Raw genomic sequence first — 14,473 nt, 5'->3', positions numbered from 1 at the left:
GCTTAACGACCGATCTCCGGGTGCAGCGAGTGGTACATGTCCATGTACGTGTCTGCCGCGCGACTCCAGCTGAAATCGGTCTCCATTGCTTGCCTTTGTAGCTTAATCCATGCGTCCTTATCCGTCCAGAACACTTCGCACGCATCAAGCACGCAGTTGGCCATCTCGTCGGCATTCATGTTAGTGAATCTGAAGCCCGTGCCCTCGCCGGTGTACTTGTTGTACGCGACGACGCTGTCCTGCAGGCCGCCGGTCTCGCGAACGACGGGGAGCGTGCCGTAACGCATGGCGATCATCTGCGACAGGCCGCACGGCTCGAACTCCGACGGCATGAGCAGGATGTCGCCGCCGGCATACATGCGGTGGCTGAGCGCGTTGTCGAAGGCGATGCGCGCGACCATCTGGTCGCCGTACGTCCAGTCGAAGTACTTGAACGCATCCTCCTGGTCCTTGTCGCCCGTACCGAGGATCGCAACCTGCGTGCCACGCTCCATCAGGTGGTTCATGGCATAGCGAACGAGGCCGAGGCCCTTCTGGTTCGTGAGGCGCCCGATCATGACGATGAGCGGGCGGGTGGGATCCTCCTCAAGGCCAAGCTCGCGCTGGAGGGCGGCCTTGTCCTGGGCCTTGCGGTCCAGGGAGTCCTCGTCGTAGTTGCTCTCGATGAGCTTGTCCGTCGCGGGGTTCCACAGGTCGGTATCGATGCCGTTCAGGATGCCGCGGAGCTGCGACGAGCGGCGACGGAAGATGTCGTCGAGGCCCTCGCCGTAGAACGGCATCTGGAGCTCGTTGGCGTAGCTCGGGCTGACCGTCGTGATGAGGTCTGAGTAGCAGAGCGCGCCCTTCATGTAGTCGACGGTGCCGTAGCCGTTGTACAGCTGACTCGACGCCGTCGGGTTGTCCGCGAGGCCGAGGACGTCCTCGAGGACCTTGTCGTTGTACTGGCCCTGGAACTTGACGTTGTGGACCGTGAACACGGTCTTCACGTGACGGCACGCCTCGGAGTCCTGGTAGAACTCGCGCAGGAACACCGTGGCGAGCGCCGTCTGCCAGTCGTTGCAGTGCAGCACGTCGCACTGGAGCTCGGGCAGCTTCTCGATGGCCTCGCAGATCGCCTTAGAGAAGAACGCGAAGCGCTCGCCGTCGTCGTAGTACCCGTAGATGCCGTCACGCTTGAAGTAGGCCTCGTTGTCTACGAAGTAGAAGTCGACACCCTGGTAGGTGAGCTTCTCGATGCCGCAGTAGACGCTACGCCACGCAAGGGGAACGTAGAAGTCTGCTATGTGGGTCATCTTCTCCTGGTACTCCTCGGGAATCGAGGCGTACTTCGGGAGGATGACGGAGCATTCCGCCCCTGCGGCATTAAGTGAGCGGGGCAGCGAACCAGCGACGTCACCCAGGCCGCCCGTCTTGACGAACGGGACGGCCTCCGTGGCGGCGAACAGGATCTTTATCTTGCGTGTGACCTGATCACTCATGGGCTAATCCCTACTCTACCGATGCCTTTTCCTTGATGAACAGGGCTTCGGGCGTTCCCTTGAGCTCGGTGCCGGCGGGAACGACGTTGTCGCGGTCGACGATTGCGTTCTCGACGCGTGCGCCGGTCTTGATCACGCAGGACTGCATCACGATGGAGTTGTTGACGACGGCGCCGGTCTCCACGACGACGTTGCGGCCTAGGATGGAGTTGGACACGGTGCCCTTGATGCGGCAGCTGCCGGAGACGCGGCTGTTGCTCACGCGAGAGCCGGTCTCGAACTTCGCGGGGGCGTTGTCGTGGGCCTTCGTCTTGATCGTGCGGTCGGCCGGGAACAGCTCGGAGGAGATCTTCGGGTCGAGCATGTCCATGTTGGACTTGAAGTAGTTGTCCTTGTTGAAGATCGGCGCGACGTAACCGTCGAAGTCGTACGTCTGGACGTTCACGCGCTCGTAGTCGGCTGCCATGGCCTCGAAGAGGTCGAGGTAGTCGGTCTGCTCATACCAGTTGAGCAGCTGGAGCAGGAACTCGCGGCCGATGACGAAGCAGTCGAGGAACGAAACCTCACCGCGCTCGACGCCGTGCTTGATGCCATGGACGCGCGTGCCGTCGACGGAGAGCCCGGTGACGTCGGCATCCTTGCCCCTCGCGGACTGGGTGACGACGGTGATGTCCGCGCCGGAGGCCTTGTGCGCCTCGATGAGTTTGTCGTAGTCCATGTTATAGACAAAGCTCGCGGAGGAGAGGACCACGTGCTCGGCGTCGCTGCGCTTCAGGAAGACCTTGTTGTACTCGAGGTCGCGAAGCAGGAAGCGAGACCCCGTGCGGGAGGTGCCGAACGCAGAGCCGGGCAGGATGAACAGGCCGCCCTTCTTGCGGTTCAGGTCCCAGTCACGGCCAGAGCCGATGTGGTCGATCAGGGAACGGTAGTTGTACGGCATGATCATGCCGACGGTGCGGATGCCGGCGTTGACCATGTTGGAGAGCGCGAAGTCGACGACGCGGTAGCGGCCGAGATAGGGCAGGGACGCGACCGGGCGCGTCTCGGAGAGGACGCTCGGATACTTTGTGGAGTAGTTGGCGGTAATGACGCCCAGGAGCTTTTCCATCTCTACTCCGCCTCCTTTGCAACGACTGTGTCATTTCCAATGACGGCGATATCAGCGGACTGGTCAGAGCTGCCAAGGGTCGCCTCCGCCTCGACGACGGAGTTCTCGCCGAGGATGGCGCGGATGACGCGCGCCCCGGCCTTGACCTCAGCGCCCGGCAGGAGCACGGAGTCCTGGACGAGCGCGCCCTCGCCGACGACGGCGCCGGTCGAGACGATGGAGTGCACGGCCTTGCCGTAGATGCTGCTGCCGTTGCCGACGAGGCAGTCGTCCACGGTGGCGTCCGGACCGACGTACGCAGGCGGCATGGCGCCGGCGTTGCTCATGATGGGAGCCTCGGTGTCGAACAGGTCGAAGTCGGGCTTGGTGCCCAGCAGGTCCATGCTCGTCTCGTGGTAGCTGGCGATGGTGCCGACGTCGCGCCAGAAGCCGTTGTACTCGTAGGTGTAGAGGCGCTTGCCGGCGGCAAGGAGCTTCGGGATGATGTCCTTGCCGAAGTCGTGCTCGGAGTTCTCGTCTTCCGCGTCTTCCTCCAGCGTCTTGACCAGGAGGTCTGCGTTGAAGATGTAGATGCCCATGGACGCGAGGTTCGAGTCTGGCTCTGCGGGCTTCTCGGTGAACTTGAGGATCTTCTCATCCTCGTCGGTCGTCAGGATGCCGAAGCGGGACGCCTCCTCCCAGGGCACGGGCATGACCGCGATGGTGAGGTCCGCGTTGTGGCGCTTGTGGTTGTCGAGCATCTTCTGGTAGTCCATGTTGTACAGCTGGTCGCCAGAGAGGATGAGGACGTACTCGGGGTCGTTCTGCTTGATGAAGCCCAGGTTCTGGGTCACGGCGTCCGCGGTGCCCGCATACCATGCGCCGCCGGTCTGGGTGGCGTATGGCGGCAGGATGAACAGGCCGCCCTCGCTCTCGTCCAGGTTCCAGGCGCTGCCGGAGCCAAGGTAGTTGTGCAGGAGATACGGCCTGTACTGAGTCAGCACGCCAACGGTATCGATGTCAGAGTTGGCGCAGTTGGACAGTGCAAAGTCAATAATGCGATACTTCCCGCCGAACGAGACGGCGGGCTTGGCGACTTCCTTCGTGAGGACGCCGAGCCTGCTGCCCTGGCCGCCGGCAAGAAGCATTGCAATGCATTCCCTCTTGCTCATTGAACTTCTCCCCTTTCGAGCTTTACATCCCTATGTACCGAGGCCCCTCGCCCCGATCATTACCTATGCATCAATATGCCAAATGTCATGGGCATATTCGCGAATGGTTCGGTCGCTGGAAAAATATCCGGACCTGGCCGTGTTGTGCACAGCCGCGCGGTTCCACTTCGCCCGGTCGCCGTAGGCCTGGGTCAGCTCCTCCCACGCGTCCACGTACGAATAGAAGTCCTTCAGCACGAGGTCGTGGTCATTGCCGACCATGAGCTCGTCGTAGATGCTGTCGAAGTTGCCGGACAGACGCGCGAACGTGCCGTCCTTCAGCTGGTTCACGATGCGGCCAAGACGGTCCGGGTCCTTCTTGAGAAGGTCGTACGCCCAGTAGTTGCCGCTCGCACGGAGCGCGTCCACCTCCTCGGTCCTCAGGCCGAAGATCTTGATGTTCTCATCGCCCACGAGCTTCGCGATCTCGACGTTCGCGCCGTCGTAGGTGCCGAGCGTGATGGCGCCGTTCATCATGAGCTTCATGTTCGAGGTGCCGGACGCCTCGGATCCCGCCCACGAGATCTGCTCGGAGATCTCGGCCGCCGGGTAGATGAGCTGCGCGCTCGATACGGCGAAGTTGGGCACGAACGCGACGCGGATGACGTCGTTCACGCGCTTGTCGTTGTTGATGACGTCCGCGACGGAGTTGATGAGCCGGATGACCTCCTTGGCGAAGGTGTAGCTCTGCGCGGCCTTGCCAGAGAAGATGAACGCCGTCGGGCGCGGCTTGAAGGACGGGTCGGCAAGCAGCCTGTTGTAGATGTCCAGGATCTTGAACACGTTCAGCAGCTGGCGCTTGTACGCATGGAAGCGCTTGACCTGGACGTCGAACACCATGCTGGTGTCGAGGACCGTGCCCGTCGTCTCCTTGATGTAGTCCGCGAGGCGCTGCTTGTCCCACTCCTTGGCCTTCTCGAACTGCTCCAGGAACGAGGGGTCGTCCTCATACTTCTCGAGCTCGGCCAGCTTGTTCGCGTCACCGAGCCAGCCCTCGCCCAGCACGTCGCACACGAGCTTCGCGTACTTGGGGTTCGCGTTGCCGAGGAAGCGGCGGTGCGAGATGCCGTTCGTCTTGTTGTTGAACTTCTCGGGCCTCAGCTTGTAGTAGTCGTGCAGCGTCGTCGCCTCGAGGATGCCGGTGTGCAGTGCGGAGACGCCGTTGACGGAGTTCGCGAAGATGACGGAGAGGTTCGCCATGCGAATCTGGCCGTCCCACAGGATGGCGGTGTTCTTGAACTCCTCCTGCCAGTTGGGGTCGGTGTGGGGGAAGCCCTCGCGATAGCGGCGGTCGATCTCCTCGATGAACATGTAGGTGCGGGGAAGCAGGTCGCGGAACGTGCTGATGGGCCACTTCTCCAGCGCCTCGGGCATAATCGTGTGGTTGGTGTACGAGATGGTCTGCTGCGCGATCTTGAACGCGAGGTCGAAGTCGACGCCATGCTCGTCCACCAGGAGCCTCATGAGCTCGGGGCCGCACATGGCGGGGTGGGTGTCGTTCGTGTGGATGGAGACGTGCTTGCCGAGGTCCTCCCAGGCGTCGTTCCCATACTTCTTCTTGTAGTCGCGCAGGATCGTCTGCAGGCCCGCGGAGACGAACAGGTACTCCTGCTTCAGCCTGAGCAGACGGCCGTGCTCGCCGGCGTCGTTCGGGTACAGGATCTGCGAGATGGCCTCGACGTCAGAGCGGAACTTCATGGCCTTCGCGTAGTCGCCGGCGTTGAACGCGTCGAGGTCGAAGTTCTCCTCGGCGGGCTCGGCGCTCCACAGGCGCAGGTTGTTGACCTTCTTTGCGCCGTAGCCCACGATGGGCACGTCGTACGGGACGGCCTTCACGAGCTCGCCGCCCTCCTGCGTGAACCAGTAGCGGCCGTTCTCCTCGTGACGCACGACCTGGCCGCCGAAGCGGATGAGCACGGCGCTCTCGTTCCTGCGGGTCTCCCACGGGAATCCGTGCTCCAGCCAGTTGTCCATCTTCTCGACCTGGCGGCCGCCCTCGATGGCCTGTCTGAACAGGCCATAGCGATAGCGCATGCCGTTGCCGTTGCCGTTGATGCCGAGTGCGGCCATGGAGTCGAGGAAGCACGCGGCCAGGCGGCCGAGTCCGCCGTTGCCGAGGCCGGGGTCGCTCTCGCAGCGCTCGATGTCGTCGAGCTGCATGCCAAGGTCCTTGCACGCCGCCTTCACGATGTCGCGGATGCCAAAGTTCAGCAGGTAGTTGTCAAGCAGGGGCCCGAGTAGGAACTCGATGGAGAAGTAGTACACGGTCTTCTCGCCCTTGTCGTTTGCCCGCTTCAGGGTGTCGCCGCGAAGCGCCTTCGCCTTGCCCGCGATGAGGCTTGCCATGGCGTAGTAGCGCTCCTGCGGACCGAGCTCCTCATGGGACTTGGAGAACTCGCGCTCGCACGCCAGGCGATACTGCTTGATGAAGTCTTCCTTGTCGGTAAAGATCTTGGGCCAGCTCTGTTCAGTCATGTCATTCCTTAGAACGATGTTTGGCGGGACCCCGCGGCGGCGGTCCTCTCCTCCCCCTGCGAGCGCGTCCGTGCGCGCCCGGCTCGCTTGCCTCGTCGGCTATTCCGGCTTCGCGGCGCCCGCACTTCTCGCCTTCGCGGTTCCCCCTTTGCTCGAAGACGTCGAGGGCGCCTTGGACTTGCCAGCCACTTTAGTGTTACCAGTTTTTGCGGTCGAGGTCTTGCGCGAGGGTGCCTTTTTTGCCGCGGCTTTACCCGCGGTCGCGTCCTTCGTTACCTTGGACGCGGCCTTCGTGACGGACTTTGCCGAGGTAGACGCCTTTGCGGCGGACTTTGCGGGCGCCTTGGCCTTAGACGCGGACTTTGTCGCGGACTTCGCGGTCGGCTTTGCGGACTTCGCGGCAGTCTTGCGCGTGCGCTTCTTGGGCAGCGGGCCCACGTAGTGCAGGATCGTGCCGCCCAGGGGCGGTATGCGCAGCTCTATGGACTGCTCCTGGCGGTTCCACGGCACGTCCTCCGTCTTGAACTTCACGCCCCTGTTCGTGACGCCCGAGCCGCCGAACTCCTCGTCGTCGGAGTTGAAGACCTCCTCGTAGATGCCCGGCCTCGGCACGCCCAGCCTGAAGTCCTCGTGGGGGTTCACCTCGAAGTTGATCAGGATCACGAGGTCGTCCTTCTCGTCGTCGCCATGGCGCGCGAACGAGATTATGCACTGGTCGGCGTTGTCCGCGTCGATCCAGTCGAAGCCCTCCGGCGAGTACGAGTCCTGCCACAGCGCGGGCTGCGCCTCGTAGAGCGCGTTCAGGGCCGCGACGTAGTGCTGCTGGTGGGCATGGCTCTCGTACTCCTCCGTCAGGAAGTACTGGATGCCCTCGTAGTAGCGCCATTCGATGAACTGGCCAAGCTCGTTGCCCATGAAGTTGAGCTTGCCGCCCGCATGCGTCATCTGGTACAGCGCAAGGGCGCGCATGCCCGCAAACTGGCGCCAGTAGTCACCCGGCATGCGGGTGATGAGCGAGCACTTGCCGTGGACCACCTCGTCGTGGCTGAGCGGCAAGATGAAGTTCTCGTTGAACTGGTACATGGTCGAGAAGGTCAGGAGCTTGTGGTTGCCGGGGCGATACGGGAAGTCGGTCTGCATGTAGTGCAGCGTGTCGTTCATCCAGCCCATGTCCCACTTGAAGTGGAATCCCAGGCCGCCGTCGGAGGTGGGGTACGTCACGAGCGGCCACGCCGTGGACTCCTCCGCGATCCTCATCACGTCAGGGTAGTACTTGCCCACGGTGTCGTTGCACGTGCGGATGAACTCGATGGAGGCGTCGTCCTCCTCCGTGCCGCGGGAGTTGAACTTCTTCTGGCTTGGGTCGTCCACGCCAAAGTTGAGGTAGAGCATGGACGTGACGCCGTCCATGCGGATTCCGTCCGCGTGATACTCCCCCACCCAGTACAGGAGGTTGGACGTCAGGAAGTTGCGGACCTCGTTGCGCGAGAAGTCGAACTTGAACGTGCCCCAGTTGGGGTGCTCCTCCTTCTCGTACAGCTTCTCTCCGTTAAAGTGCACCAGGCCATGCTCGTCGCGGCAGAAGCCGCCGGGCACCCAGTCTAAGATCACGCCGATGCCCGCCTGGTGGCAGGCGTCCACAAAGTGCTTGAACTGCCTGGGGTTTCCGTAGCGGCTGGTGGGCGCGAAGTAGCCCGTCACCTGGTAGCCCCACGAGCCGTCGAACGGGTGCTCCATCACGGGCAGGACCTCGATGTGCGAGTAGCCCATCTTCTTCACGTAATCGACCAGCTCGACGGAGAGCTCGTCGTAGGTGAGGTAGCTGCCGGCATGGTCGTCGGAATCCGGGTCGCCGTTTCCGGCCAGGCCGTCCGGGTGGCGCTTCCAGCTGCCCAGGTGGCACTCGAAGATGTTGAGCGGCCGCTTGAAGAAGTCCTGCTTGGCGCGGGAGGCCATGTACTTCTCGTCCTGCCACTTATAGCCGGAGATGTCCGCGGTACGCGACGCCGTCCCCGGGGGGCACTCCGCGTAAAACGCGTACGGATCGGCCTTGTACAGCAGGTCGCCGCGGGCGGTCTCGATCAGGTACTTGTAGAGCTGACCCTCCGTGGCGCCGGGCACAAAGCCGTACCACACGTCGCCGGTAGGCGTGCACTCGAGGTAGGTGGCGTCCGTGTCCCAGTCGTTGAAGTCGCCGATCACGCGGACGCTCTTGACGTCTGGCGCCCACACGGCAAACCAGTAGCCCTCGACGCCGTCCTTGTTGCAGGGATGGGCGCCGAGCTTCTCGTAGCTGCGGTACCACACGCCCTTGCCCATGAGGTAAAGGTCATCGTTGGTAAGAAGGTAGTTGGCTATAGGCGCGCTCATGCGACCATCCTCCGGCTTCGTCACGACTAGGGTGGGTGGCATGCCCACGCAATCACCACCGCAACTACACATTCTATGTAAACGGGCAAGGCTTTGCGGCCATGACTTCGCGGTCGGCCGCAAACGGGCCGCGCGCGACCGGCGCGAAGCGGGCGCGGGCGGAGGTATACGGCGATACGCGCGCGAACCGCCGTTACGCGGGAACGAGCGACGGCGGTGGCACGGACAGCGCGGTCGCATGGACACAAAAGCGGGTATCATGTGCCACTAACGGCAAGTTTTGACCCCGCGCGTTGCGCCCGCGCGCACGACGTCGGGCCACGGCAAGGCAGGTGAGAAGATCGTGCCACGAGAGTCGAAGGCGTCGCGCCGTCAGCGCGGCATCGAGTTTTGCGCCCGCATGCACGAGCGATACCCCGGCGTGCAGAGCGCGCTTGACTACCACGACCCGTTTACGCTGGTGGTATGCGTGATGCTTTCTGCCCAGACCACGGACGCCGGCGTGAACCGCGTGACGCCGGAGCTCTTTCGCCGCTGGCCCACGCCGCAGGCGATGGCGCAGGCCGACCCGGCCGAGGTGGGCGAGGTCATCCACAGCATTGGCTTCTGGCGCGCGAAGGCCGCGCACTGCGTGGAGCTGTCGCAGATGATCATGAGCGACTTTGGCGGCGAGGTGCCACACACGATGGAGGAGCTGTGCCGCCTGCCTGGCGTGGGCCGCAAGACGGCGAACATCGTGCTGAACAAGGCGTTTGGCATATGCGAGGGCATCGCGGTGGACACGCACGTGTTTCGCATTGCCACGCGCATGGGCTTTACGCGCGCGAGCACTCCCGCGGCGGCGGAGAAGGACCTGCTTGACCTGCTGCCGCAGGAGCTCTGGACCTACGTGAACGAGGAGTGGATACACTTTGGCCGCGACACGTGCACGGCGCAGCGGCCGAAGTGCGAGGGCTGCCCGTGCGCGGACATCTGCCCGTCAGCGTTCAAGGCGGCGAAGGCGGGCCGACGCGGGCCTGCGAAGGGTGCGGGAAAGGCCGGCACGAAGGGCGCGAGGGGCGGCAAGCGCGCCGCCGACAGCGCGCGTGGAAAAAAGACAAGCGAAAGGGACTCGTGATGGCGGACCTTGGCAGGCACTTCTGCACCTGCGGCGACACGCGCTGCCCGTGCAATCCCAACAACCCCGCGAACCTGGCGAGGGGCGGCTTTGGCTGCGACGCGTGCATCCGCAAGAACCTGGCGCTGGGCGAGGTGCCCACGTGCATGTTCAAGAACCTGGGCGACACGGAGGGCTGGGACGACTGGTCCGTGGAGGGGTTTGCGCGCTTTGTGCAGCTGCACCCGCGTAGCGACGAGGCGCGCCGCGACACGGCGGCCCGGACGAAGGCGTTTGACGAGGCGCACAAGGCGTAGCGGCCCGCCATGCGTGGCCGCCCGCTATGCCGTGGCGTTACGCACGTACGCCTTCACAAGGCGGATGCGCTCCCCCGGCCGCGCCGGCTCCACCACGTAGGCGCCCGCCGCCGCGGGGACGATGAACGTCTCTGCATAGTGGACCTCGAACGGCTCGAACGCGTGCCGGGGGCTCCTCACCACCGCGGCCGCCCCCTCAACGAGGTTGAGCACGTGGACGCCGGCGCTCGCGTCGTGGCTGGTCGGCACCGTCGCGGTGACGCGCCGGCTCTCGATGAACTCCAGCTCGTGCAGGCCGGTTCGCTCCTCGACCCAGCCGTCGCCGCTCCCGACCTCGCGGGCCTGGTCCACGAGGTTCCTCTGCACCCAGGTGGTGGTGCGGTCCCACCGGATGTTCTTCTCGCCATCGTCCAGATGGATGGGGCGCGGGAGGCCGTCCATGCCCAAGCGGCCCCAATCCCACAGCTTGTACGTGAAGATGTACGGCGTCGCGCTGATCTCGAGCACCATGCAGCCCGCGGACGAGCAGTGCACGGTGCCCGCGGGAATGAGGAAGTGGTCGTGCGGGTGCGCAGGAATGCGGTTGACGAACTCCTCGGCCGAGAAGGACGCCTCGCCTCGGTTGGCGGCGCGTAGGGCACCCATCATGCGCGCCGGGTCCACGCCTTCGCGAAGGCCCAGGTAGACGCCCGCGCCGGGCTCCGCGTCCAGGATGTAGTAGCTCTCGTCCTGCGTGTAGGCCATGCCGTAGTGCGTGTGGATGTAGTCCGTGCTTGGGTGGACCTGCAGGCTCAGGTTCTGGCCGCCCATGGTGTCCAGCAGGTCAAAGCGGATGGGAAACTCCGCCCCAAAGCGCGCGTAGTTTGCGGCCCCCAGCAGCTCCGTGGGGTGCGACAGGACGGCATCCTGCGCGGGAACCTCTATGCGGACGCCGCCGATGCGCAGGCAGAGGCTGTTTTCCTCTGGCACGCCGTCAAAGCTCCACGCGTAGTTGGGCGCCTTGGGGTCAAGGCCAAAGTGATCGCGCATCCAGGTTCCGCCCCAGACGCCGGGGTCGAAGTACGGAACGAGCCTGAACGGGCGGCGCACCACCTGCGCCAGACCGGCACGAAAGGCGTCGCCCGTGGCGAGGCGCGGGCAGGTGGCATCGTTTGTGTCGAGCAGGTAGTCGATGCGGCCAAGCAGGGTGCGCTTGTGGCGGTCCGCGACGCGCCAGTCTATAAAGTAGCCGCGCTTGAACTTGCGCAGGGCGTCCTCCGTGGCGTTGTCTTGCAGGAAGTTGCACGCCCCGGCGCGATAGCGCAGCTGGATCTGCCACCTGGCGAGGTCGCAGTACACGAGGGTCCCCTCCGCGCAGACCAGGGCCGCGCCGACGCCATACACCAGGACGCGCCTGCCTGCGCACCTTGCCCGCGCCAGGCGCTCGCGAAGGGCGTCCAGGCGCGCGGGGTCCACAAAGTCTTGCAGCGAGCCGTAGAACATGACCCCACGCACGCGGTCCTGCGTCACGTGCGGCGCGAGCATCGCGTCTATCTGCCCCTGGTCGCGATACATGTCCTGCGCCAGCAGCACCTCGTCCGGCTGGATGGCCTCACGCACCAGGTCGAGCACGTCCGGCGTGACGCCAGGGTAGCAGTCCACCACCACGACGGACTCGCCGCGCAGGCGCCCGAGCTCGCGCGAGACTGCCCGGGCCCCTTCCCAGGCGGCGTCCGAGAAGCCCGCGACGCGGACCTCCGGCTCCTTGTCGTACGCGTACCCCTGCGGAGTCGGCTCCACGGTTTTGGCCACGGTTCCTCCCAGCGACGATGCCAATGCGGTCATGGCGCGCGGACACGGACGGCGGGGGTTCTTCTCGCCCCGCACACCCGACGGTGCCACCCGCGCGTCCGGTGGCGCGACACGCGCGCCCCACGGGGCATCATTCTATCCCGCCGCACAAGAAGGGGACGGCGCCTTCTGCGGGCGTCGTCCCCTGTTGCGTGCGATGTGGTTGTCGCGCGGCTCGAGTCGCCATGCCGCGCGAGGTGCCGCCTTGGGCCTTAGGCCTTGGAGATGGCCTGGTCGAGATCGGCGATGATGTCGTCCACATCCTCGATGCCGACGGAGAGGCGGATGAGGTCCTCGCTGAGGTGCGCGGCCTTGAGCTGCTCGGCCGTGAGCTGGGAGTGCGTGGTCGAGGCGGGGTGGATGATGAGGGACTTGGCATCGCCCACGTTGGCGAGGTGGGTGAAGAGCTTGACGTTGTTGACGACGTTGAGGCCACCCTCGCGGCCGCTCTTGAGGCCGAAGACCACGACGCCGCCGAAGCCGTGCCTGAGGATGCGGGACGCGACCTCATGTGAGGGGTCGTCCTCGAGTCCGGAGTAGCGGACCCACGCGACCTTGGGGTTATCCTTCAGCCACCTTGCGACGGCGAGCGCGTTGTCGGAGTGGCGCTGGACACGCAGGGAGAGGGTCTCGAGGCCGATGCCGATGAGCTGCGCGCCGTACGGGGAGAGCGTCGGGCCGAAGTCGCGCAGCTTGTTGGCAAGGACGCGCGTGGAGAACGGCGCGGCGGGAGCGGCATCCGCGAAGACGACGCCGTGGTAGGAGGGGTCGGGCTTCGCGATGGTTGGGAACTTGTCCGCCTGGGCCTTCCAGTCGTACTTGCCGGTATCGACGACGGCTCCTCCGAGCGTCGCGCCGTGGCCGCCGATCCACTTGGTGAGGGACTCGATTACGACGGCCGCGCCGTCCTCTGCGGGACGGTAGAGGTAGGGCGTCGCGAAGGTGTTGTCGACGAAGACGGGCACCGGAGACGGCAGGGAGTTTGCGGCCTGGACCAGCGCCGGGACGTCCGCGACGTCGACGAGGGGGTTGCCGATGGTCTCGACGTACCAGAGCTTGGTGTTCTCCTTCGTGGCGGCGACGAACGCGTCGATGTCGTTGTTCTCGACGAAGGTGGTCTCGACGCCAAGGTCGCCGAGGGTGTGTAGCAGGATGTTCCACGTGCCGCCGTACAGCGAGTCGGACGCGACGATGTGGTCGCCGGCGCCGACGAGGTTGGTGAGGGCGAGGATCTCTGCCGCATGGCCAGAGGCAACGGCGACGGCGCCCGTGCCACCCTCGACCGCAGCGACGCGGGCGGCGACGGCGTCGGTGGTGGTGTTGGTCAGGCGGCCGTAGACGTTGCCCGGCTTGGCGAGGGCGAACTTGGCGGCGCCATCGGCGGCGTCGTCGAACTGGAACGCCGCGGACGCATAGATCGGGAGCGCCGCGGAGCCGGTGGTGGGGTCGGGCGACCAGCCGGCGTGGACCTGCAGGGTGTCGAAGTGCTTCTCGGGGTCGGATGCGAAGGTGGGATCGAGCTCGAACGCCATGATGTTCTCCTTTGTGGGTGGCGCCGTGTGCGCCTGATGTTTTCCTGATGCGATAACGATTGCCTTGCCGCTGCCCGGTCCTCGTCTGCGTGGTTGCAGCTTCCTGAGGCCGGGCTAGGGCATTAACGTGCTCGTAGGTGATATGTCTGCTCTCGTTTTCATCGTGAGCACATCATAGGGCACCAGTTGACACTCGCAAGGATTTTCATGTGAGACTGTGGCCTATTTGAACATTTTCGCAGGTAGATGCTATCTCTCAGTATCAGTTTAATTGTTATCGGTATTATCGATAACGCTGTTGACGTGCAACGTAGAAAACTTGGGATTGGCGGCGTTTACGTAGGTGGAGCGCCGCGAGAGAACGCGACTGGCGGCACGGCCCAACGCGCTCGCGGCGACGCACACCCGCTCACGCGGCACAAAAAAGCCCCGCACGTCGCTGGCGTGCGGGGCGCGAGTCGCTCATGGTGCCGCCGTGGCGGCTTGAGGCGCTAGTAGTTGATTGCCAGCTCCTCGAAGTAGCTCTGCGGGTGGTTGCAGACGGGGCAGACCTTCGGCGCGGTCTCGCCCACGTGGATGTGGCCGCAGTTCAGGCACTTCCAGACCTTGACGCCCTCGCGCTGGAACACCTCGCCCTTCTCGACGCGCTCGACGAGCTTGTTGTAGCGCTCCTCGTGGTGCTTCTCGACCTCGCCGACCATGCGGAACTTGGCGGCAATCTCCTTGAAGCCCTCCTCGTCGGCGGTCTCGGCGAAGCCCTTGTACATGTCGGTCCACTCGTAGTTCTCGCCCGCGGCCGCGTCCTTCAGGTTTGCCAGGGTGTCGGGAACGTCGCCGTCGTGCAGGTACTTGAACCAGAGCTTCGCGTGCTCGCGCTCGTTGCCCGAGGTCTCGCTAAAGATGTTCGAGATCTGGACGTAGCCCTCCTTCTTGGCCTTGCTCGCATAGTAGGAGTACTTGTTCGTTGCCTGGCTCTCGCCGGCAAACGCGGCCTCGAGGTTCTTCTTCGTCTGGGAGTTCTCAAAGTCGACAGCCATGTACGATCTCCTCTCGCAACGGGACGGGCCCCCTGCCCGT

Annotated in this window: 10 protein-coding genes; 2 read left to right on the top strand and 8 right to left on the bottom strand. The window is 64.5% G+C overall.

The window, feature by feature from the left end; genetic code table 11:
* Window positions 1-2: 2 nt before the first annotated feature.
* The 5 genes from glgA to glgB all read right to left on the bottom strand — a co-directional run bounded on the left by glgA (window position 3) and on the right by glgB (window position 8,621).
* Window positions 3-1,478, bottom strand: coding sequence for a glycogen synthase GlgA (gene glgA / locus BLT96_RS09710; protein ID WP_090863868.1), 1,476 nt, complete (start codon window positions 1,476-1,478; stop codon window positions 3-5).
* Window positions 1,479-1,488: 10 nt separating this feature from the next.
* The gene (gene glgD, locus BLT96_RS09705) at window positions 1,489-2,586 is read right to left on the bottom strand and encodes a glucose-1-phosphate adenylyltransferase subunit GlgD (protein ID WP_090863866.1); all 1,098 of its coding nucleotides are present in this window, start codon (window positions 2,584-2,586) and stop codon (window positions 1,489-1,491) included.
* A 2-nt stretch (window positions 2,587-2,588) separates the two neighbouring features.
* Window positions 2,589-3,737, bottom strand: a complete 1,149-nt coding sequence (locus BLT96_RS09700; protein ID WP_090863864.1) for a glucose-1-phosphate adenylyltransferase — start codon at window positions 3,735-3,737, stop codon at window positions 2,589-2,591.
* A gap of 63 nt (window positions 3,738-3,800) precedes the next feature.
* Window positions 3,801-6,251, bottom strand: a complete 2,451-nt coding sequence (locus tag BLT96_RS09695; RefSeq protein ID WP_090863862.1) for a glycogen/starch/alpha-glucan phosphorylase — start codon at window positions 6,249-6,251, stop codon at window positions 3,801-3,803.
* A gap of 99 nt (window positions 6,252-6,350) precedes the next feature.
* Window positions 6,351-8,621 (bottom strand): 1,4-alpha-glucan branching protein GlgB, encoded by a 2,271-nt coding sequence (gene glgB, locus BLT96_RS09690; RefSeq protein WP_090863860.1) that lies wholly within the window; start codon window positions 8,619-8,621, stop codon window positions 6,351-6,353.
* Between the two features lie 343 nt (window positions 8,622-8,964).
* Between glgB and nth the strand changes: the two genes are divergently transcribed.
* Together nth and BLT96_RS09680 are read left to right on the top strand one after the other, a co-directional pair.
* Window positions 8,965-9,738, top strand: a complete 774-nt coding sequence (gene nth, locus BLT96_RS09685; protein ID WP_090864346.1) for an endonuclease III — start codon at window positions 8,965-8,967, stop codon at window positions 9,736-9,738.
* Complete coding sequence (locus tag BLT96_RS09680) at window positions 9,738-10,034, top strand: DUF6485 family protein (protein ID WP_090863858.1); 297 nt, start codon at window positions 9,738-9,740, stop codon at window positions 10,032-10,034. Before nth ends, BLT96_RS09680 begins: the two co-directional genes overlap by 1 nt.
* A 24-nt stretch (window positions 10,035-10,058) precedes the next feature.
* Here BLT96_RS09680 and BLT96_RS09675 read toward each other — a convergent pair whose 3' ends face one another.
* The 3 genes from BLT96_RS09675 to rbr form a co-directional block, all read right to left on the bottom strand.
* Window positions 10,059-11,825: a class I mannose-6-phosphate isomerase gene (locus tag BLT96_RS09675; protein WP_197674349.1), complete on the bottom strand. Its 1,767-nt coding sequence runs from the start codon at window positions 11,823-11,825 to the stop codon at window positions 10,059-10,061.
* A gap of 251 nt (window positions 11,826-12,076) precedes the next feature.
* Complete coding sequence (locus BLT96_RS09670; RefSeq protein WP_090863857.1) at window positions 12,077-13,396, bottom strand: O-acetylhomoserine aminocarboxypropyltransferase/cysteine synthase family protein; 1,320 nt, start codon at window positions 13,394-13,396, stop codon at window positions 12,077-12,079.
* Window positions 13,397-13,887: 491 nt separating this feature from the next.
* Window positions 13,888-14,433, bottom strand: a complete 546-nt coding sequence (gene rbr / locus BLT96_RS09665) for a rubrerythrin (RefSeq protein ID WP_090846112.1) — start codon at window positions 14,431-14,433, stop codon at window positions 13,888-13,890.
* Window positions 14,434-14,473 lie beyond the last annotated feature (40 nt).

It is taken from the genome of Parafannyhessea umbonata (genome assembly GCF_900105025.1).
Classification (GTDB): Bacteria; Actinomycetota; Coriobacteriia; order Coriobacteriales; family Atopobiaceae; genus Parafannyhessea; species Parafannyhessea umbonata.
The sequence above is the reverse complement of the archived record's forward strand: the minus strand, read 5'-3'. Positions and strand labels throughout refer to the sequence as shown.

Bases quoted from the DNA above. Each gene is read 5' to 3' on its own strand.
- glgA (WP_090863868.1), bottom strand. From the start codon at position 1,478: ATGAGTGATCAGGTCACACGCAAGATAAAGATCCTGTTCGCCGCCACG.
- glgD (WP_090863866.1), bottom strand. From the start codon at position 2,586: ATGGAAAAGCTCCTGGGCGTCATTACCGCCAACTACTCCACAAAGTAT.
- BLT96_RS09700 (WP_090863864.1), bottom strand. From the start codon at position 3,737: ATGAGCAAGAGGGAATGCATTGCAATGCTTCTTGCCGGCGGCCAGGGC.
- BLT96_RS09695 (WP_090863862.1), bottom strand. From the start codon at position 6,251: ATGACTGAACAGAGCTGGCCCAAGATCTTTACCGACAAGGAAGACTTC.
- glgB (WP_090863860.1), bottom strand. From the start codon at position 8,621: ATGAGCGCGCCTATAGCCAACTACCTTCTTACCAACGATGACCTTTAC.
- BLT96_RS09680 (WP_090863858.1), top strand. From the start codon at position 9,738: ATGGCGGACCTTGGCAGGCACTTCTGCACCTGCGGCGACACGCGCTGC.
- BLT96_RS09670 (WP_090863857.1), bottom strand. From the start codon at position 13,396: ATGGCGTTCGAGCTCGATCCCACCTTCGCATCCGACCCCGAGAAGCAC.
- rbr (WP_090846112.1), bottom strand. From the start codon at position 14,433: ATGGCTGTCGACTTTGAGAACTCCCAGACGAAGAAGAACCTCGAGGCC.